Raw genomic sequence first — 19490 nt, forward strand, 5'->3', positions numbered from 1 at the left:
GCCTAAACCCAAGGTGCCGTTAATAGGGGCAAATAGCCCACAGCAACTAACTTTCAGTGGACTTTCCTGTCAGCTTGGGCAAGGTGCAGTTGACTGAGCCATCGCCAACCACCTTAGTCATGCTCAATAACTTCGTTGTCACAAGATTATTGGTGATCCCTAATTAATGCGCGCAAAGTGAATGACCAGAGAGTACCGATAAGAAAAATACCCCTAACACAATCAATGTTTGTGGGAGCATTATTACTTTAATGTGTAATAGGCAACCCCCGACGCAAAGGTCAGAGCGGTGGCCAACGCTGATAACGGAATAAAACACTGCAACCGACTTAGCGGTGTCAAACTGGCTTGTTGCCCCCAGTCGACATAGACTTTACCTTCACAAGCATAGAATTTCATAGATAAACTCGATGCCCCCTTGATAGTGTTTTAGATTTCATCTACAGAGTGAAATGAAGTCGTTGAGATTGGCCCCACCCTTCCAGATAAATTAATAAGCATAGTACAAAGTAGATGACTTCAACCTATTTTTTTAGGTTAAGGCTATTGTTATATAATTCATCAAGCGTTAAGACTCTGGCTTAAATGACAATATTCTACATACAGAGAAAACCACTATGTGTTTTTCAGCCACAGCATCATTCGGATCAGCAGCTGTCCTTCTTGTTGGCGGTGCTTTGTGCACAAGACACGTTATGAAAAATGATAAAACCTATTTATTACTCGCGATTACCCCTATCCTTTTTGCGTTACAACAAGCGATTGAAGGAGCGGTATGGATTGGGTACAACGAGAACATAATATCACTGATGACGCTTTCTTCTATTTTATTTTTATTTTTTGCCTTCTTCTTTTGGCTTACCTGGATACCTATTGTAGCCTATAGCCTTGAAACAAAAAAATGGAAAAGAGTTTTTTTCATTATATTTATAATAATAGGTTTTGTTTTTGGTTTATACCTATGGATACCTGTCCTATTAGAAACAGGGCCAAGGCATTTAATAAAAACAAGTGTATGTGGACATAGCCTGTGCTATGAAGTGTCCGGTGGCGGATTGTTATCCGTTATAGTACGAGATATCATCTATGCCTCGCTTGGTGTTTTATTTTTATTATCGAGCAACCGTCTATTTAGGAAGTTTTGGGCACTTGTCATGCTATTTGGTGCTATCACTTTCTTTACTCAACGTGAAACATGGATATCAACCTGGTGTTTCTTTGCTGCACTATCGACCTTATGGATTTATTTTCTATTAATAAATAACCATAAAACAAACATTAAAAAACAAACATTATGATTTTAGGGATAAAGCTAACTTGGCTGCAGCGTAAAGGGGAAGCCCCCCAAGGAGTTTTTTAAGGAGCTAAGACCGCGATGCTTTTGACCTGATGCTTGCTTTCAATATCACATAACGCGTTACTGCATCAGACTATGGTATAGTGCTGACAACACTATACAAGCCAACACCGGCTATTAAAATATTATGAATCTCAAATTTGTTTCGCCGAGCATGAAAAGATTGTTTTTCACTCTGTCAGTTATATTTATTTCCGGATGTGTTTCTACCGCTAACATATATGAGAGAAATACCAAAGCTAATGAACTAGAAGCACAGGCTGAAGACGCCAGAGTAAACAATAATTATTCCATGGCCAAACAGCTGGACAGAAAGGCAGAGAAGCTACGAGAAAAAGACTCTATCAACAAAGAGGATATCGTTGCAGGTATTTTTTCCGAGCTTTTTAAGCGATTGCTCGGAGGAAGCTCTAAAAACGATCAACATGGCTGGCAGTAAAGCAAAGCAAAGCACTAAAGTAAACCTTTACCAACAAGCATTACGCGGCTCAAGATCTCTATGCCGAGGCTGATGGTATCATCTGATTTGGGTCGGCTTATTTTACAGTTAGATATCGATTCTATTTAGCTGGTCACTGTGGTTCTGAGATAGACGAGATCTTATTATCTATGAGAAAGAATACATTAGCCTATGAGGTTTAGAGTGAGTATTTACTGCTTAAAAAACACCCAGCTTTGCTCCAACTAAAAGAAGCCTTCGCAGGGCTGCTAATAGTATGCTTCACACGGGACTAGTTGCCGGTTAGCTTAGTGATAACTATGATCAGCAACTACACCCGAACGCTGCCCGATGTGTTTAAAAGCCAAACTACCGGAAAACCCGTGCACCCCATACTCTCCATAGAAAACCTGCAGTGCCGCTACGGCGAGCAGGTGGTTATCGAATCAGTTTCCTTTGCTTTACAGGCCGGGGAGATTGCCTGCTTATTGGGCCCCAGCGGCTGCGGCAAAACAACCCTGCTGCACGCCATCGCTGGATTTCAGCCAGTCGTTGCAGGGAATATTCAACTGTCTGGAGAAGTAATCTCTTCTCCCAAAGTAAAGGTTCCAGCGGAGCAGCGGAAAATTGGGGTGGTATTTCAGGACTATGCCCTCTTCCCACACCTCACCGTTGAGCAAAATATTGCCTTCGGTATCCAGTCAATGCCAAAAGGCCAACGGCAATCTCGTACCCAGTCGTTGCTTCAGCTAGTGCGCCTGAAAGGTTTTGGGCAACAGTATCCGCACCAACTATCCGGCGGTCAGCAGCAGCGTGTCGCTCTGGCTCGGGCACTGGCACCGCGCCCCAAGTTGTTGCTGTTGGATGAACCCTTCTCTAACCTGGATACCGAGCTGCGCCGCAGTCTCGCCGCCGAAGTCCGCCATATACTGCGCGAAGAGAAGATCCCTGCGATTATTGTTACCCACGACCGCCACGAGGCCTTTATTGCTGGAGACAAGCTGGGAGTACTCAGCCAAGGTCAATTACAGCAGTGGGACAGCCCACAGGATACTTATCAGAAGCCAAAGAATTTGGCGGTTGCGAGAATCGTTAGTGAAGGGAATATTATCTCCGGCACTGTCCTGGGCAATGACCTAATCAGCACCCCATTAGGGGAAGTAAATATGCCAACAGCTGCATACGAAAGTGGAGATAGGCTCGAACTGTTTGTGCGCAGTGAGGATATTGCCGCAGGCGAACATCCCGGGGCGGTTATGGCTCAGGTTGTGGAAAAGAATTTTCTCGGCAATCAAGTGAGCTATCGCTTTCAGTTAGCCGCAGGGGAAACTGTCGAGGCCGCTTTGAATGCAAATGTTCAAGCCGCTCCCGGTGATAAACTTCCCCTACGTCTCTCCTCTGCGCTGGTGTTTGACCAGGCCCGATAGCAGCTATCAAGACAGGGCGGGCGCTTCAGAGCTCGTCAGGGCTGTGCGCTCCTCACCTCTGCGCCACCCAATGGAACGGCTCAGCAAAATCACCGGGATTAATCCCACCAGGACAATCAATAAAGCCCCCAGGGCTGAGCGTTCCAGCATCTCATCAGAAGCAAACTGGTAAACATAAGTCGCCAGGGTGTCAAAGCCGAAGGGGCGCAGTAGCAACGTCGCCGGCAGTTCTTTCATACAATCCACAAAGACCACCAAGCCACCCGTTAGCAGCCCTGTACGCACCAAGGGGAGGTGCACGGCCCACAGGGTTTGCCAGCTATTGCGCCCCAGAGAGCGGGCAGCCCTGTCCATTGATGGAGTTACCTTCTCCAGACTGGATTCTATGGCCCCCGTGGATACCGCCAGGAAGCGCACCGTGTAGGCAAAAATAATGGCAAAAATACTGCCGCTTAACAGTAGCCCTATGGAGATATCGAAGTGCTCTCGTAAAAAAGCGTCGACGGCATTATCAAATGCGGCCAGTGGAATCAGGACTCCAATCGCCAATACCGCCCCGGGCATTGCATAACCCAGCTTGGAAAAGCCGACCAAGAGCCGTACGGACCTTTTGGGTTGCAGTCGCTTACCGTAAGCCAACAGCAAGCCCAGCAGTACGGAGACCAGTGCTGCTGCAATAGACAGTAACAAGCTATTGCTGGCGATCTGTATAAAATCTTCGCTCCAATAGCTGGAAAAGTTACTAAGTGCGTATCCACCCAGAACCAGCAGGGGAATAATAAAACCGGCCACCAACAGTAACCCACAAAACAACAGGGCTACACCAGCCCGCCAACCGCACAGTACATAACGTTCACGCTGGGAATTTGGTGACTGTACAAAGTGCTTCTGCCTCGCCCGCCCCATTCGCTCCAACGTAATTAACAGGACAACAAAAATCAGGGTGCTACAGGCAATTTGTGCCGCCCCCCCTAAATTTCCGCGGCTCAGCCAGGTATCGTAAATCCCAACACTCAAGGTGCGCACCGCAAAGAAGTCGACAGTGCCGAAGTCATTCAGGGTTTCCATCAGCACCAGTGACAAGCCCACCGCAATTGCCGGGCGTGCCATTGGCAGGGATACGCGCAAAAAGCTCTGCCAGGGCGTGCAGCCCAATGACCGGCTCGCGGCCCGTATACTGCCGCACTGTTCGATAAAGGCCGCGCGCGAGAGCATATACACATAGGGGAAGAGCACCAGTGACAGCATGGCAATCGCCCCACCCATACTGCGGATCTCAGGGAACCAGTAATCCCTGGCCGTCTGCCAACCAAACCAAGCCCGCAAGGACTTTTGCACTGGACCCGCATACTCCAGTAAATCTGTATAGACGTAGGCAATCACATAGGCGGGAACTGCAAACGGCAGTAGCAACGCCCACTCGAACAACCGGCGTCCGGGGAACTGGCACATACTCACCAGCCAAGCGCTGCCCACGCCTGCTATCAACGTTACTAAACCGACACCACCAGCCAGAATCAATGTGGAGGACACATAGTGAAACAGCACCGTGTCTAACAGGTGCGGCCAGATATTTTCTTCAGGGAAAAATGCCAACCAAAAGATAGATAGCACTGGCAGGGCTACCAGTAGGGAAATAGTAGCTACCAGTAGCAGCCAGCGCGACGCTGATAAATTCGCTCGGTTTAGCATGAATTAAGAAATCAAAAGCTCATTATAAAAGAACGGCCCTGGTCTCTCGACAGGGCCGTTCGAATAAGGCTGAGATAGTGCTGCCAATAGGCTGGGCAGCAACTCCCATTCAGTTAATCATTCTAAAAGTCAAAGCGTACTTCATCAACCATACGGGAAGCCGCCGGAACGTAGGAGCCGATTTCCGTGAGGCTCAGATCGTCTTCTTTAAACTCACCCATATATTCCTTGATCAACTCAGAGCGAGCAGTACCGGGGCGTACAGGGAACTCAAAATTTTTCTCAGCATAAGCGTATTGAGCATCGGCACCACTGAGGAATTCCAGCAGCTTAACGGCGTTTTCACGGTTGGGGGCATGCTTGGTCAGCGCCGCGCCGGAAATAAACATATGGGTACCGCGATCTTTCTGGTTAGGGAAGACCAGGTTTACAGACTTGGCCCAATCCACCTGCTCCGGCTGCTCCTTATTGGTAATCATTTTACCGAAGTAGTAGCTGTTACCCAGGGAAAGGTCGCAGACACCTTCGCTAATGGCTTTCACCTGTGCACGGTCATTGCCCTGCGGCTTACGCGCCAGATTCGCTTTCACGCCTTGCAACCACTCTTTGGTTTCTGCTTCACCGTGATGGGCGATCATGGAGGCGATCAGGGACAGGGTGTAGGGGTGCTTGCCGCTGCGGGTACAGATTCGACCCTTCCACTTAGGCTCTACCAGCTCTTCGTAGCGAGTGATCTCACCGGGCTTAACGCGGTCTTTGGAGGCGTAAATTAAACGCGCTCGGGTTGTCAGACCAAACCAGTTACCGGCCTTATCACGGAATTGCGCCGGGATATTGTCTTCCAGGATTTCACTACTTACCGGTTGGGTCAGCTGCTTATTAAGCAGGTCCATCAGACTACTGGTATTGGAAGTCAGAACCAGGTCGGCAGGGCTGTTGCGCCCTTCCCTTTGCAGCCGCTCGTTCAAGCCTTTGCTGGCGTAGACCACTTTGGTCTCAATACCGGTTTTCTCGGTGAACTCCTGCAAGATCGGCTCAATCAGGAAAGGTTGTCGGTAGGAGTAAATATTTACTTGCTCAGCGGCATTGGCCCCAATGGCACCAATCAAACCAACAGTTGCAATCGCTTTTTGAAATAGAGATCTGGTAAACATGGGAGTCCTATCACCCTGGGGTTAATTTGAGAAGCATTCTCATTTGGAAAGGTATTAATGTCAACCTGGAACTTCTCTACCCAGCAAAGTCGCAAAATCCCTCCTATGCTTAGATTCAAACCAGTCACCTGCAGAGGCTCTATGCATTACCTTATTCTGCCACTCGCTCTGGTTTTTGCCTTATCCGGCTGCGACCGCAAGGGTGAGCCACATAAGGCCCAACCATCGAGTAGTGAAGTAACCGCTGGTCAAACAGCCAGCGAGGCAATGAAACAGCCGATTAAGCGAAACGCGAGCAGCACGGCGGAAGACCCCACCAATCAGCTACAGGCTACCGCTTCGGGTAGTGAAACCATTTGTACACCGGGCTGGTTTACCTGGGTACAGCGGCAAGTGATGGCCCAACAAGATGGCGACCTGAAAAAAATGTACCCATCAGGTCTACCCCCCATTGGCAGTGCAGAGTGGTTTGATGCAATCACCAAGCTGACAGGCGGCAACCTGGCCGATGTAAAGCCCGGCAGCCCGGAGTGGTGTCTAGCAGTTCAGAAACGTCTCAGTCACCCCGGTGACCAGGGCCTGTAAGGCAATCAAAAGGCCAAGTATCTTGCTGAGTAAAAGCGAGATGTAAACCTTCTATTACCCGGTCAATTTTTCAACCGGGTCCGCAAGCGAGGTAGTGAAAAATGAAGTTCTTCAGCAGAATGTTGCTGGCACTAATCGCCGCAACCACGCTACAAGTCGCCATCGCCGACGAGAAACCCCCTCCCGGGGCTATGGCACTCTCTATGGTGCTCACAAAGTTAGAGCAACAGGGTTACACCCCTATTGTGGAGGTAGACCTGGAAAGAGGACGCTGGAAAGTGGAGGCCTACAAGGGCGATCAGAAATACGACCTGATTGTGGATCCTAATTCAGCAGAGGTCCAATCCGAAAAACCCGATAACAGCTGACTCGCATAGTCTGCGATCATTCCTACCAGCCCTCCCCGGATTAGGGATACTCTAGGGAGGGCCTGAATTCATCACAGTTTTTACCAATGTGGTGGCAACTCACGTAACCACAGTGATTATGTCTATTCACTGACGTAATTGGTCAAGCACCGCGAGGATGAATGCGTTAGTCTGGTCTAAGACAAACGCCAAAGGATAATAAAATGACCATCCAGACGCTTACTCGGCAGGATGCAGACAAGGCGCTACTCCAGAACCAGCTAGACAACCAGCGCCGAGCCCATCACGCCAACCCTGTTCCCAGCTATCAGCAGCGTGTTCAAGATCTAAAAACCCTGGCACGAATGCTGCGTGAACAGCAGGAAGCCATCATTGAAGCCATATGCTGTGACTACGGCAATCGCTCGCGAGAAGAAACCCTGCTATTGGAGATATATCCTGCGCTTTCCGGCATCAAGGATGCCATAAAGAACATCAAGAAATGGATGAAGCCCAGGCGGCGCCATATCGACTTCAAAGCCTACCCCCTGTCAAAAAATACTGTAGTACCTCAACCCCTGGGAGTAGTTGGGGTAATCGTGCCGTGGAACTTCCCCATTAACCTTAGCTTTTCACCTCTAACCAATATCTTTGCCGCAGGCAATCACGCAATGGTAAAGATGTCTACCAACTCCTGTCGGCTTGCTGAGTTGTTAAAAGAGGTTAGCCCCAAGTATTTTCCAGAGGAGAAACTCTCTTTTATTGCTGACTATGGTGAAATAGGTCCACTATTTTCCAGCCTAAAATTTGACCACCTAATTTTCACCGGCTCCAGCACTACTGGGCGGGCCGTGATGCGCTCCGCTGCAGAAAACCTGACTCCAGTTACGCTAGAGCTTGGAGGGAAGTCCCCCGCTATCATCGCCCCCGATTTTCCCATCGAAAAAGCTGCGGAGCGTCTGATCCACTGGAAAATGGTCAATGCCGGGCAAATATGTGTCAATGTAGATTATCTCTTTATCCCTGAGAACCAACTGGATACCTTTATTGAGCATGCCAAGCGGGTAATAAAAAAGCACTTCCCCAACTGGCAGAGCCCTGACTATACCTCCATTATTGACAACGCAGCCTACCAGCGCCTGTGGAAAACACTGGATGATGCCGTCGATAAGGGGGCTAAGGTTTACGACCTGAGTGCCGGAGAACTCAAACGAAATGACAGCCTGCGAAAGTTCCCTCCCCATCTATTAATCAACGTAAATCGGGACATGCTGGCAATGCAGCGGGAAATTTTTGGCCCGCTTCTGCCAATTATGACCTATTCAAGGCCTGAAGAAGTCATTGACTATATCAATACTCAGCCACGACCACTGGCAATTTATCCCTACACGAACGATAAGAACCTGCAAAATCGCTATATTGAGCAAATTATGTCTGGCGGTGTGTCGATAAATAACTGTGTATTACATGTTGGACAGCACGATATTCCATTTGGAGGGGTTGGGGAAAGTGGCATGGGTCATTACCACGGTTACGAAGGCTTCCTTACCTTCTCCAAATTGCGCCCCATCTACCAACAGGGACCAATCGACCTATTGAAATTAATGCGCCCCCCCTATGGAAAACTTTCCAATAAACTATTGAACCTTATGCTTAAGATGACCCGATAAAATTGGGTACTGGAGAGCATAACCGCATTTAAAAATAATAACCCGGCGAACCCATACGCCGGGTTATTATTTTCGATTCATTCAAACATTTAATTAAAATCACTGGCGTAATGATCATCCACTGTCCACACTAAAAACATGGCTTGGTTGTAGTGTGGAGCCTCGCGTGAGTTTTATTGTAACGGTCATGCTCGTTAGTAATTTGACAAACCCCATTCCCCCAGGGATAGACCCTAACAAACCCGCCCCAATCTACGATAGCCCCGATCTTTACGGAGCAACGCCTTCGGTTATTGCTCTAGATCCATCGACTATTAGGGCAAAACTCTACAGTCTTGGATTTAAGCCTATAACCAGTATGCGCTTCGTGGGGGGGCGCTGGAAGATTCAAGCAGTTTACCAGGGCGAACTCCGAGCCCTGGAAGTAAACCCAGATAATGGAATTATTTTTGCAGATCGACCAGCCAAATAGGTAACAAGAAAATCCTGAACCAACCTTATGAAAAAAGGAAAAATATTAATACTCGGAGCAGGCTCCATTGGATCATACCTTGCGGCAAAGTTTTTCCGGGCAAACTATCATGTAGATGTCATAGGTAGAAAAGCGGATAGAATTGGAGAACACCTCCTCATCAACTCTAAGAGATATGACTTCCCGCCCACCTCAAAAGAGATCAGCACTCAATCAACCTATGACTTTGTTTTTTTAACATGCAAAATCTATGACCTAAAGAAAAACCTCATCAATTTAAGCAAGACAAGTCCAAAATCAAAAATTATTATTCTATTACAAAACTGCCTTTTTGATATCTCAGAGTTTGAACACACTTATCAGAAAAACTTCACGAGCGTCTTGGTATATGACGGCTTCAATCTGAACAACAATAAACTGAAGCATACAAAAGGTTCTGGGTTTCTCGTTGGGAATGACAAATACTCAGAAAGCTTACTGCAGCTATTCAAAGACTCACTTATCGAGACCAGAACAACCAGTAACATAGTACAGCATCGTGTTGAAAAGACTATTTTCAATTGCACAACAAATATATTTTCAGCCACCTATTCAAGAACCCTCAGGGAGCTTTTTTCAGACGACAAAATAACCAAGCACATGAAAAATGTACTTTATGAATCCTACGAAGTTCTCTCAAAAGAAATTGAGATCAATCAAGACAAACAAGAGATGTGGAAAAAACTCACCCTACAAGCCAAAAACCTGGATCATTATACTTCAACCCATCAGGATGTTAGAGAAAATAAAGTTACTGAGCTTTCCTATTTGAATGGTTTTATTATTAAATTAGGCCATAAAGTAGGAGTTGCCACTCCTTGCACCATTGAGGCCGTGAATAATTTTAAGAGAAAGTATCCTAACTTATATTGAGATTATCCAGCTGCCCGCCCCAAACTCCCAACTGGCTACTTATTGTAGAGCATTCAAATAAACCTACGACTTTATGCTGACCATGAAGAAGCATATTTAACTACACCGCTAGGCCCCAGTATGATTTACCTTCAATCTAGTAGCAGCACTAAAACCAAAGATAAATATGATCAATAAATAGAATTCCGATATTGAAGAGGTGTCACCCCTTTCCATCCTCGGTAAGCACGTATAAATGAATTAGGCTCCTTAAACCCTAGCATAAAGGAAATTTCTCCCAGATGGAGATTAGACTTAGAAAGATAATGATCAGCCAAGCTTACCCTAATTTCCTGTAAGACAGACTGAAAAGTGTAATTTTCCTCCCCAAGTTTTCTCTGTAAAGTTCTTTTGCTGATCATTAAACGTTCAGATACAGCCTCAATAGAGCTCTCACCAGCTGGCAATAACTCCATTAACACGGACCCGACCCGCTCTCCCATTGTGGCTTCGCTGCCCAGGTCCTTTAGCTGTTGACTCAATTTACCTTCAAAGAAATCCCACATACGGGCATTGGCAGTCAGAAACGGTTTTTGTGCATCTTGTGCTGAGAAGCAAATTCTCACCCGGTCTGATTTCTTAATTGAGCAACCAAAGAACTTCTGATAAGGCGTTTGATCTTCTGGTAACTGCGGTAGAGCCAATTCCAAAGGTTGAATTTTATCCCGGGTTCCCAATCGAGCCAGGCGGATATAGAAAATTAATTCACTCAATCCCAAAGCTGTGGGGATAATTTCATCACTGCCATAGCACTCTAAATTAAGCCTTGTGTACTTATCAGTAATATCCAAGTGCAATTCCATTGGACCAATCAATGGTTTGTACTGCTGTATCCGCAATAAAGCTTGATTCAGGTTTTCGCTGCAAAGGCTCGCAAACACAGGGGGATCAAATGTTTCAGCCGTAAGATGCTCTGCCAATAAGAGCGGCAGTGGCTTATCCTTCGAAGCCTGGTCAATACCACACCAGAAGCGGAAATATTCCACCGGAGTCAGTGTCACAGACTCCCGCTGTAATAAATCCGCAGGTAACCCGGCATAGGCCAGAGCCAGCGCTGTATCGATATTCATATCGTGTAATATCAACTTCCAGCTGGGAGGTACCAAAAATTTAGCTGCACGCCTGATCATTACCGGGCCTTCCTACAGTTAAGACTTTTCCATCGTCTGACGGGAAAACTTCAGTAGCATTTTACGAGGCAATAAAGGCATTATCCAATTCAGAAACAACTTTAGCCGCGTCTCATTAAAAGCAACCAGATCTCCACGCTCCATAGCCTGATAACCACATCTGGCTACAGACTCAGCTGAGCGGGCATTCTTCCAAATATCGACACCCTGAAGATCACCTGCCGCGACGAATCCTGTTGCAACAGCGCCGGGGCACAAAGCGGTTACTGTCACACCTGTGCCGTTCAGCTCCTCAGCCAGTGCCTGGCTGAATGAAGTTACATAGGCTTTAGTTGCGTAGTAAACCGCCTGTAAAGGGCCGGGAATAAAAGAGGCTGTAGATGAGACATTAAGGATATGCCCGCTATTTCGGGCAACCATACCCTTTAAATACAGATGGGTGAGATTGGTAAGGGAAATCATATTTACCTGCATCATACTCTGCTCAGCTTCCAAGTCCCGCTGATGAAAAAGGCCATGACCACCAAAACCCGCATTATTGATCAGGGTACCAACCTCCACATTCTCACCTTGGGTTCGCTCAAAAATTCTCTGTGCGGACAACGGGTCAGATAGATCTTCAGCAATTACCATTGCTTGGACACCAAACTCTTTCTCCAGCTGCTCCTTGAGTGATAAAAGCTTCCCCTCAGACCGAGCAACCAGAACCAGGTTGCCACCTTTAGCCGCATGTATCTTGGCCAACTCCAGACCAATACCACCAGAGGCTCCTGTGATAAGTGCCGCTTTCATCTATCTGTCTCCCAAGCGTTAATCTTGAAATCAGTATATGATCAGAAGGCGCCAACTAAGAATCTAATGATGCCAAGTGACTATCCAAGTATGCCAAAAACCATATTGGTAGTTCTTTCATCAAGTGGGAAATTAATCAGTCCGCTTTGAATCCATAAACGGGCTGGATAAAGTCAGCTCTGTTCCACACCAGTAACAATTGGCCCTTTGCTTTCTCACCTCATGGCCACAAGAAGGGCACTCTTTCAGGTTACCAGTGGATATTTTTCCATCCCGCTACCATCTCGCAGATCAATCTTCCCCATTTTTTCAATAAGTTCGGCCTCGGTTACCCCTAATTTTTCCGATAAAAGCGCCATCATAGCCTGATTCGCCAACACTAATGTACCTATGCGCCCCTAAATATCACCGACTTCCAGTTCCAGGTTAGCGGCCATCTGCTTTGCATTTTGAGCTCGATTTCTCGCTGCTGAAAATAATCCAAAATAGTGTCTAACATTTATTTCACCTCGCTTTACAAATTAGAAAAAATGGATCAAATCTGCATTTACGATTTTCGTTTAATCAAAATTATTAACAGGTATATCAAACCAAATAGTGTCCCAAACGGAAAAGAGCTAATCCAAATCAGTGAGAGTATTAAAGAATACCAGAACAACCACTTAGCTCGAAAAGACGATAAAAACAAAGCAGTACAGGAAATCAACAAGCCTGGACCAGACAATAGACCTCCTATAACAAAATTAGAGAGAGATTGACTCATCATGCCTGCTATTACTTCAGGGGATGCATCAAGTGATTGGGCGATCTGAAAAGTTTCCCAAAAACTCAACATCCCCAAATAAAAGAACACAATAATCGGGGTTTGAAGAACAGCACCCAATATAGAAAGAACGCTCCCCAACTTAACCCGCTTCTTCCCCTCCGGGCAAAGCTCACTTTCCGGGGAGCTATATATGCTTTGTTCAAAACTCATTCTTACCTCAGAAAACATCACATCATTCATCAAGGATTTATAAATTGTGTCCCTTTATTAAAGCGGTAGCGGTTGCCCTAGCAATAAGCTTCCCCTCTTGAAGAAGCTCTCCTTCCAGAAAGCAGACAGTTCCACCTCTAGATACAACTCTGCCAACACCCTCAACTGGCCCCACTTTAGCTGGGCGAACAAATTGAGTCTTTAGCTCTAGTGTCGGAGCAAACTGACCAATATTCAGCGAAAATACAAGTGCAGGACCCATTACGTCGTCGAGCATTGCACATAGAAACCCACCCTGTATTGTTCCCGCAGGGTTTAAGAATGACTCCCTGGCAAAAAATTGGGCTTTCATCTCCATTTTTTCACGTGAATAGCTTATTAACTCAAATCCCAGAGTTTTCGCACACTCAGGTACTGGCAGATCTCCCGACTCGACCATTTCGTAGATATCCATATTTCCGCACCGATTCCATTCTATGTTTGTTATTTCAACTTAAGTCAGATTCACCATCACTTACCAGCCCTGCTCCATTCGATTTTGCTACTGCCCTATATCACATCAAGTTGCTCTCATCTACACCAATTCAAACCTTGGATAAATCTGCCCCCAGTAAACCACTTTCCACTAGACAAAAAAAAGCCCCGCAATTGCGGGGCTTTTTAGATAGGCTGTTAGGCCGGCTTACATCATGCCGCCCATACCGCCCATGCCACCCATACCGCTCATGTCAGGAGCAGCCGGCTTGTCTTCCGGGATCTCAGCAACCATAGCTTCGGTGGTGATCATCAGACCAGCAATAGAAGCTGCCGCTTGCAGTGCAGAACGGGTTACTTTAGCAGGGTCCAGGATGCCCATTTCCAGCATGTCACCGTACTCGCCGGTAGCAGCGTTGTAACCGAAGTTGCCTTCGCCTTGCTTGATCTTATCAACAACTACAGAAGCTTCATCACCAGCGTTGGCAACGATTTGACGCAGAGGCATTTCCATAGCGCGCAGGGCTGCAGCGATACCGTGGTTCTGGTCTTCGTTGTCGCCAGTTACAGAGATAGCCTGAGTAGCGCGAACCAGAGCGGTACCACCGCCAGGTACTACGCCTTCTTCTACTGCAGCGCGGGTAGCGTGCAGAGCGTCTTCTACGCGAGCTTTCTTCTCTTTCATTTCCACTTCAGTAGCGGCGCCTACTTTGATTACTGCAACACCGCCAGCCAGTTTGGCTACGCGCTCTTGCAGCTTCTCTTTATCGTAGTCGGAAGAGGACTCTTCGATCTGTGCACGGATCTGGCCAACGCGAGCTTCGATGTCTTTAACATCACCAGCGCCATCAACGATTACAGTGTTTTCTTTGGACAGGGTTACACGCTTAGCAGTACCCAGGTGCTCCAAAGTAGTACCTTCCAGCTCCAGACCAACTTCTTCAGAAATTACGGTGCCGCCAGTCAGGATAGCGATGTCCTGCAGCATGGCTTTACGACGGTCGCCGAAGCCAGGAGCTTTAACAGCAGCAACTTTAACGATGCCGCGCATGCTGTTTACAACCAGAGTTGCCAGCGCTTCGCCTTCTACGTCTTCAGCGATGATCAGCAGCGGCTTGGAAGCCTTAGCTACTTGCTCCAGCAGGGGCAGCAGGTCGCGGATGTTGGAGATTTTCTTGTCTACCAGCAGGATGAAAGGGCTATCCAACTCAGCAGTCATGTTTTCTTGGTTGGTGATGAAGTAAGGAGACAGGTAGCCGCGGTCGAACTGCATACCTTCTACTACGTCCAGCTCGTTTTCCAGGCCAGAACCTTCTTCAACAGTGATAACGCCTTCTTTGCCCACTTTTTCCATGGCTTCGGCGATGATGGTACCAACGCTCTCGTCGCTGTTAGCGGAGATAGTACCTACCTGAGCGATAGACTTGGTGTCTGCACAAGGAGTGGACAGACCAGCGATGTGGTTGACCGCTGCGGTTACCGCTTTGTCGATACCGCGCTTCAAATCCATCGGGTTAAAGCCAGCGGCTACGGATTTCAGACCTTCGGTTACGATAGCCTGGGCCAGAACGGTAGCGGTGGTGGTGCCGTCACCGGCAGTGTCAGAAGCTTTGGAAGCAACTTCCTTCACCATCTGCGCGCCCATGTTTTCGAACTTGTCTTTCAGTTCGATTTCTTTTGCTACGGAAACACCGTCTTTGGTTACGGTAGGTGCGCCGAAGGACTTGTCCAGAACTACGTTGCGGCCTTTAGGGCCCAGGGTAGTTTTAACGGCGTCTGCCAGGATGTTTACGCCTTTCAGCATTTTCTGACGAGCGTCGTCACCAAAAATTACGTCTTTAGCTGCCATGATTCTTATTCCTCAAATTCTTTTTGCGAGTAAAGTTAAAGGCTTTTCTTAGCCTTCCAACACGCCGTAGATGTCACCTTCGCTCATGATGATCAGCTCTTCGCCGTCCACCTTGAGGGTATTGCTGTCGGCATAGCGACCGAAAACAACAGTGTCACCCACCTTCACAGACAGTGCGCGAACATCGCCATTGTCCAGCTGCTTGCCCTCACCCACGGCTACCACTTCACCTTGGTTCGGCTTTTCTTTGGCAGCGCCTGGCAGCACGATACCGCCAGCTGACATCGCTTCTTCTTCCTTACGGCGTACTACGACGCGGTCGTGTAAAGGACGAATTTTCATGGATAAGTTCTCCATTGAGTCGTTTTTTTAAGGTTTTCAACATCGGCGGCACTGGCTTTATGGGCCGGTAACCTCACCCCTCTCTGATTCCCAGAGGCGGAGCTTAATTCTCAGTTGAACCCTATCTATGGGCGCGAGAATGGATTTCAACACTCTTCAATAAAAAAACTACAAAAGTGCCGGGTGAAGCACAAAATAGTGCACTATTTAACCAGCTCAATCTTTATGATGCTTATGATCTACCTGATCCATAGCTTTTCGCTCATCCCTAGAAAATTCCCCCTCGATAATATCTGGACCGCGTTGGTTGGGGTCCGAGCTGCGGGGGTCACCAGGCCGCACAATGGTGATATGACGCACCAGTCTCCCCAGTAGCAGTTGGCGTAAACCCGGTATCAGGCAGGCAAATCCGAGGGCATCGGTGATAAATCCAGGAGTGAGCAACAATGCCCCGCCCACGGCAAGAAAGATTCCTTCAACCATCTCCTGGGCAGGTATATCGCCTGTTCGCATCTTCTCCTGAGCCCGCATTAGGGTCGATATGCCCTGCCGCCGCAACAGGGTTACGCCAACAATAGCGGTTAAAAATACCAATCCAATCGTGGGCAAGGCGCCGATTTCTCTCCCTACGGTGATTAAAACCCACATTTCAAGTACAGGTAGGACTATAAATAGAAGCAGTAATGGGCGCATTGAGGGAATTCCTAATAAACCAGCTCTACGAAGCTGGGACGATCAAGGTTTTTCAATATGCTGAAGTAAATGGAGTGGGGAGGCAAATTATTCAAGGGCGCCTCAATCAACCCACAGCAACTAGGAGAGAGGGAGGCTTTGATGGCAAGCGAGCAGCAGGACACCATAGAAGTGCCGGCCATTGGCCGCAGTCGCCACTTGGTAGACGAAATATTAGCCGAGGCCGACATCCAGGTGAATGGTGATAGGCCCTGGGATATACAAGTCCACCGCGAGGAGGCCCTAGACGAGATTGTCGCTCGTCACAGTATGGGGCTCGGTGAGACTTATATGCGCGGAGATTGGGATGTCCAAGCGTTGGACCAATTTGTGTACAAAATTCTGGAAGCCGACCTTGGCCGCCATGCCAAGACCTGGCGATATGCTTGGCGCTATCTGCGCAGTTTCTTAATCAACCTGCAAAGCCGTCGTCGCGCCTTCGAAGTTGGTGAGCACCATTACGATCTCGGAAACGAGTTTTATACAGGTATGCTCGATAACCGCCTTACCTATAGTTGCGGTTATTGGAAGGATGCTCAAACCCTGGACGAAGCTCAAGAAGCCAAGCTCGACCTTATCTGCCGTAAGCTGCAGCTAGAACCCGGGATGCGTCTATTGGATATCGGTTGTGGCTGGGGGAGCCTGATCGGCTATGCCGCCCAGAAATACCAGGTAGAGTGTGTCGGAGTAACGATCTCCCGCGAACAAAGAGCCTATGTTTCCGAACGCTATGCCAACCTACCGATTACCGTCTCCCTACAGGATTACCGAATGCTTGATGAGCCTTTCGACCGTATTGCCAGTGTCGGAATGTTTGAACATGTTGGGCGTAAAAATCATCGAGCTTTTATGGAAGTGGCTAAACGCTGCCTAAAGAAAGATGGAACTTTACTGCTCCATACTATCGGTAAAGCAAGACCAGCCAATACCGATCCATGGATTGAAAAATACATTTTCCCCAATGGGGAAATACCGGCTGCAACGCAGATAACCAAGGCAGCCCAAGACCTTCTCACACTTGAAGATCTGCATAACTTTGGGCCTGACTACGATAAAACCCTGATGGCATGGCATAAAAATTTCGAGGAAAATTGGCCGCGCTTTGCCGATCGTTACGGCAGACGCTTTTATCGTATGTGGCGCTATTACCTGTTGTTCTGCGCCGCTACATTTAGAGTTCGCAGAGTACAGCTCTGGCAATGGATGCTCTCAAAAAATAGGGTTGGCGGTGTGGAGAGAATTTGCTAGATCAAGAAATTTTTGATTAAAGACTTCAAATTCTTCCAACATTGAGAGTTCCAAAAGTCTGGGGAAGCAATTGGTAGCAGCGATTAAGCTCTACTTCTATCAAAGCTTCACCCAGACCTTTCTCCTGATAATCAAATCCATTAACTATCGCCATTTGCCTGTAAGCCTTATTAATACTTGCTGCCGCCAGGTCTTTACTAAATGCATTATCTATTCACAACCCCTGAAGGACTAAATCTATTTATAGAGGTTCATACGGTTGCAGCCATAATCTTAACGTTCATTACTATCCCATTAACTCTTCTGATGAAGAAGGGCAGCCGTTACCATCGGATCGGTGGCCTCAGCTCATTGTTGATTGCCATTATCTTTTCCATCAGTGCCCTGCTGATGCTATTCAACCCTTACATCATCCCGCATCTCAAGGCAGATATTCCCAAATACCAGATCGATATTGCCTATGTCTACAATACCCACCCAGACCTTTTATTACTGGGATTGATCAGTATATTCAGCTACTCCATATTTTCTGCTTACCGAATATGGCCGAGAATCAAGCACTCTAATGATGGCAGAATCACTTCCAATATTATCGATTGGGTATTGGCTGCTATAGCTGCCTGGGTCGCGGTCTTCTATTTCCAGGTTTTTCTTTACGATATTGGTAAACACCCCAATTATGCCAACATTTACTTGGCTCCATCCGCGTTAATGCTGTTTTTTGTTGGACTCGATGTCTATACGTTTTTTTTCCGACCGCAAATAACAGGCCGACCATGGTGGGCCCTGCATATGTGCAAGATGCTGTATGCCTGGTCGGCACTAATCAAAGGTTTTGTGATGCGGGATTTTCACTTATCTTTAGAGCAAACCGTATTTCACGAAGTGGCATCCATCCTGGCCTGGCTCATTATTTCCTTATTTGTATACCTGTTTTATCGAAAGACTCTCAACACGCGATATGCAAGGAAGGGATAGATAAACCTTAGAGTCATTACTGAAAGGCAAATAAAAAAGGGCGAACAAAGTTCACCCTCTTCTGATCGCGCACTGCTTAATTATTAAATACGTGCACCACCATCGATATCCAGAACTCGACCAGTTAGATAATCATTCTCCAGAATAAACGCCACGGTTGAGGCAATTTCCTCTTGCTCACCCAGGCGTCTCAATGGCACTTGCTTAACCAGACTTTCCAGGATTTCCGGGCGCATCTGCGCAACCATATCAGTGCCAATAAAACCTGGAGCAATTGCAGCTACCCGTACACCGTAGCGAGCCAGTTCACGGGCCCAGGTTACGGTCATAGCGGCAACGCCCGCCTTGCTGGCAGAGTAGTTGGTCTGTCCCATATTACCTGCTCGGGAAAGGCTGGAGATATTAACCATCACCCCGCCCTTGCCACTCTCCGCCATAATGCCCGCTGCCGCTCGGCCACAAAGAAAGACACCTGTCAGATTCACATCAATAACAGACTGCCACTGGGCCAGAGACATACGATCGGTAACTTTGCCCTCTTTGCATTTCAACAACATGCCATCGCGCATAATTCCGGCATTATTGATCAGCACCTGCAGGCCACCAAAATCTTCGGCAATTTGCAGAAAGCCCTTATCTACCTCTTCTTCACTGGCTACATTGATAATATAGCTACGAACCTCGGCGCCATGCTTTTCACAAGCGGCAACGCTCTGCTTGAGGCCTTCCTCATTGACATCAATCAATGCCAGCCGGGCTCCGCGTGCAGCCAGGTATTCCCCCATTGCTCGCCCCAAACCCTGGCCTGCGCCAGTAATCGCCACTATGCTGCCGGCAATCTGCATGATGAACTCCTTATTTTTAAATTTTATTAC

At 47.5% G+C, this 19490-nt stretch carries 20 protein-coding genes; 10 read left to right on the forward strand and 10 right to left on the reverse strand.

Annotation, left to right across the window (positions count from 1 at the left end):
* Positions 1-617: 617 nt before the first annotated feature.
* From ACJJIC_RS18510 to ACJJIC_RS18520, 3 genes are all read left to right on the forward strand, one after another.
* Positions 618-1298 carry a DUF6629 family protein gene (locus ACJJIC_RS18510; RefSeq protein WP_445357613.1) on the forward strand — a complete coding sequence of 227 codons (681 nt, stop codon included), beginning with the start codon at positions 618-620 and terminating at the stop codon, positions 1296-1298.
* Positions 1299-1484: 186 nt separating this feature from the next.
* Positions 1485-1796, forward strand: a complete 312-nt coding sequence (locus ACJJIC_RS18515; protein ID WP_444891005.1) for a hypothetical protein — start codon at positions 1485-1487, stop codon at positions 1794-1796.
* Between the two features lie 320 nt (positions 1797-2116).
* Entirely contained in the window at positions 2117-3223 is a 1107-nt protein-coding gene (locus ACJJIC_RS18520) for an ABC transporter ATP-binding protein (protein ID WP_445357614.1), read from the forward strand.
* Positions 3224-3229: 6 nt separating this feature from the next.
* On the opposite strand, the gene ACJJIC_RS18525 is transcribed toward ACJJIC_RS18520, so the two are convergent.
* Together ACJJIC_RS18525 and ACJJIC_RS18530 are read right to left on the reverse strand one after the other, a co-directional pair.
* Positions 3230-4915: an ABC transporter permease gene (locus ACJJIC_RS18525; protein WP_445357615.1), complete on the reverse strand. Its 1686-nt coding sequence runs from the start codon at positions 4913-4915 to the stop codon at positions 3230-3232.
* 122 nt (positions 4916-5037) lie between these two features.
* Entirely contained in the window at positions 5038-6069 is a 1032-nt protein-coding gene (locus ACJJIC_RS18530; RefSeq protein ID WP_444888310.1) for a Fe(3+) ABC transporter substrate-binding protein, read from the reverse strand.
* 141 nt (positions 6070-6210) lie between these two features.
* Here ACJJIC_RS18530 and ACJJIC_RS18535 point away from each other — a divergent pair, with 141 nt between their 5' ends.
* From ACJJIC_RS18535 to ACJJIC_RS18555, 5 genes are all read left to right on the forward strand, one after another.
* A complete protein-coding gene (locus tag ACJJIC_RS18535) occupies positions 6211-6654 on the forward strand; it encodes a hypothetical protein (protein WP_444898832.1) in 444 nt (147 codons plus the stop codon).
* Positions 6655-6755: 101 nt separating this feature from the next.
* A complete protein-coding gene (locus ACJJIC_RS18540) occupies positions 6756-7022 on the forward strand; it encodes a PepSY domain-containing protein (protein ID WP_252084977.1) in 267 nt (88 codons plus the stop codon).
* Between the two features lie 203 nt (positions 7023-7225).
* Entirely contained in the window at positions 7226-8671 is a 1446-nt protein-coding gene (locus ACJJIC_RS18545; RefSeq protein WP_444888308.1) for a coniferyl aldehyde dehydrogenase, read from the forward strand.
* Between the two features lie 166 nt (positions 8672-8837).
* A complete protein-coding gene (locus ACJJIC_RS18550) occupies positions 8838-9143 on the forward strand; it encodes a hypothetical protein (RefSeq protein WP_252084975.1) in 306 nt (101 codons plus the stop codon).
* 27 nt (positions 9144-9170) lie between these two features.
* Positions 9171-10055 carry a ketopantoate reductase family protein gene (locus ACJJIC_RS18555; RefSeq protein WP_445357616.1) on the forward strand — a complete coding sequence of 295 codons (885 nt, stop codon included), beginning with the start codon at positions 9171-9173 and terminating at the stop codon, positions 10053-10055.
* A gap of 170 nt (positions 10056-10225) precedes the next feature.
* On the opposite strand, the gene ACJJIC_RS18560 is transcribed toward ACJJIC_RS18555, so the two are convergent.
* The 7 genes from ACJJIC_RS18560 to ACJJIC_RS18590 all read right to left on the reverse strand — a co-directional run bounded on the left by ACJJIC_RS18560 (position 10226) and on the right by ACJJIC_RS18590 (position 16350).
* A complete protein-coding gene (locus ACJJIC_RS18560; RefSeq protein ID WP_445357617.1) occupies positions 10226-11224 on the reverse strand; it encodes an AraC family transcriptional regulator in 999 nt (332 codons plus the stop codon).
* A gap of 18 nt (positions 11225-11242) precedes the next feature.
* Positions 11243-12016: an SDR family NAD(P)-dependent oxidoreductase gene (locus ACJJIC_RS18565; RefSeq protein ID WP_445357618.1), complete on the reverse strand. Its 774-nt coding sequence runs from the start codon at positions 12014-12016 to the stop codon at positions 11243-11245.
* A gap of 547 nt (positions 12017-12563) precedes the next feature.
* Positions 12564-12992: a hypothetical protein gene (locus ACJJIC_RS18570; RefSeq protein ID WP_444904098.1), complete on the reverse strand. Its 429-nt coding sequence runs from the start codon at positions 12990-12992 to the stop codon at positions 12564-12566.
* Between the two features lie 37 nt (positions 12993-13029).
* Positions 13030-13446, reverse strand: coding sequence for a PaaI family thioesterase (locus ACJJIC_RS18575; RefSeq protein ID WP_445357619.1), 417 nt, complete (start codon positions 13444-13446; stop codon positions 13030-13032).
* 228 nt (positions 13447-13674) lie between these two features.
* Positions 13675-15315, reverse strand: coding sequence for a chaperonin GroEL (gene groL / locus ACJJIC_RS18580; RefSeq protein ID WP_252084967.1), 1641 nt, complete (start codon positions 15313-15315; stop codon positions 13675-13677).
* A gap of 48 nt (positions 15316-15363) precedes the next feature.
* Positions 15364-15657 carry a co-chaperone GroES gene (locus ACJJIC_RS18585; RefSeq protein ID WP_152452204.1) on the reverse strand — a complete coding sequence of 98 codons (294 nt, stop codon included), beginning with the start codon at positions 15655-15657 and terminating at the stop codon, positions 15364-15366.
* Positions 15658-15873: 216 nt separating this feature from the next.
* Positions 15874-16350: an FxsA family protein gene (locus tag ACJJIC_RS18590; RefSeq protein ID WP_445357620.1), complete on the reverse strand. Its 477-nt coding sequence runs from the start codon at positions 16348-16350 to the stop codon at positions 15874-15876.
* Between the two features lie 141 nt (positions 16351-16491).
* Between ACJJIC_RS18590 and cfa the strand changes: the two genes are divergently transcribed.
* Together cfa and ACJJIC_RS18600 are read left to right on the forward strand one after the other, a co-directional pair.
* Positions 16492-17637 carry a cyclopropane fatty acyl phospholipid synthase gene (gene cfa / locus ACJJIC_RS18595; RefSeq protein ID WP_252084965.1) on the forward strand — a complete coding sequence of 382 codons (1146 nt, stop codon included), beginning with the start codon at positions 16492-16494 and terminating at the stop codon, positions 17635-17637.
* Between the two features lie 306 nt (positions 17638-17943).
* Complete coding sequence (locus tag ACJJIC_RS18600) at positions 17944-18615, forward strand: hypothetical protein (protein WP_444885764.1); 672 nt, start codon at positions 17944-17946, stop codon at positions 18613-18615.
* An 83-nt stretch (positions 18616-18698) separates the two neighbouring features.
* Here ACJJIC_RS18600 and ACJJIC_RS18605 read toward each other — a convergent pair whose 3' ends face one another.
* Positions 18699-19460, reverse strand: a complete 762-nt coding sequence (locus tag ACJJIC_RS18605) for an SDR family oxidoreductase (protein ID WP_252084963.1) — start codon at positions 19458-19460, stop codon at positions 18699-18701.
* Positions 19461-19490: the final 30 nt, after the last annotated feature.

It is taken from the genome of Microbulbifer mixtoriginis (SeqCode), from assembly GCF_052468275.1.

Coding starts and splice junctions, on each gene's coding strand:
- ACJJIC_RS18540 (WP_252084977.1), top strand. CDS start 6,756: ATGAAGTTCTTCAGCAGAATGTTGCTGGCACTAATCGCCGCAACCACG.
- ACJJIC_RS18585 (WP_152452204.1), bottom strand. CDS start 15,657: ATGAAAATTCGTCCTTTACACGACCGCGTCGTAGTACGCCGTAAGGAA.
- cfa (WP_252084965.1), top strand. CDS start 16,492: ATGGCAAGCGAGCAGCAGGACACCATAGAAGTGCCGGCCATTGGCCGC.
- ACJJIC_RS18535 (WP_444898832.1), top strand. CDS start 6,211: ATGCATTACCTTATTCTGCCACTCGCTCTGGTTTTTGCCTTATCCGGC.
- ACJJIC_RS18510 (WP_445357613.1), top strand. CDS start 618: ATGTGTTTTTCAGCCACAGCATCATTCGGATCAGCAGCTGTCCTTCTT.
- ACJJIC_RS18600 (WP_444885764.1), top strand. CDS start 17,944: ATGAAGAAGGGCAGCCGTTACCATCGGATCGGTGGCCTCAGCTCATTG.
- ACJJIC_RS18570 (WP_444904098.1), bottom strand. CDS start 12,992: ATGAGTTTTGAACAAAGCATATATAGCTCCCCGGAAAGTGAGCTTTGC.
- ACJJIC_RS18565 (WP_445357618.1), bottom strand. CDS start 12,016: ATGAAAGCGGCACTTATCACAGGAGCCTCTGGTGGTATTGGTCTGGAG.
- ACJJIC_RS18560 (WP_445357617.1), bottom strand. CDS start 11,224: ATGATCAGGCGTGCAGCTAAATTTTTGGTACCTCCCAGCTGGAAGTTG.
- ACJJIC_RS18525 (WP_445357615.1), bottom strand. CDS start 4,915: ATGCTAAACCGAGCGAATTTATCAGCGTCGCGCTGGCTGCTACTGGTA.
- ACJJIC_RS18515 (WP_444891005.1), top strand. CDS start 1,485: ATGAATCTCAAATTTGTTTCGCCGAGCATGAAAAGATTGTTTTTCACT.
- groL (WP_252084967.1), bottom strand. CDS start 15,315: ATGGCAGCTAAAGACGTAATTTTTGGTGACGACGCTCGTCAGAAAATG.
- ACJJIC_RS18530 (WP_444888310.1), bottom strand. CDS start 6,069: ATGTTTACCAGATCTCTATTTCAAAAAGCGATTGCAACTGTTGGTTTG.
- ACJJIC_RS18590 (WP_445357620.1), bottom strand. CDS start 16,350: ATGCGCCCATTACTGCTTCTATTTATAGTCCTACCTGTACTTGAAATG.
- ACJJIC_RS18575 (WP_445357619.1), bottom strand. CDS start 13,446: ATGGATATCTACGAAATGGTCGAGTCGGGAGATCTGCCAGTACCTGAG.
- ACJJIC_RS18555 (WP_445357616.1), top strand. CDS start 9,171: ATGAAAAAAGGAAAAATATTAATACTCGGAGCAGGCTCCATTGGATCA.
- ACJJIC_RS18520 (WP_445357614.1), top strand. CDS start 2,117: ATGATCAGCAACTACACCCGAACGCTGCCCGATGTGTTTAAAAGCCAA.
- ACJJIC_RS18545 (WP_444888308.1), top strand. CDS start 7,226: ATGACCATCCAGACGCTTACTCGGCAGGATGCAGACAAGGCGCTACTC.
- ACJJIC_RS18605 (WP_252084963.1), bottom strand. CDS start 19,460: ATGCAGATTGCCGGCAGCATAGTGGCGATTACTGGCGCAGGCCAGGGT.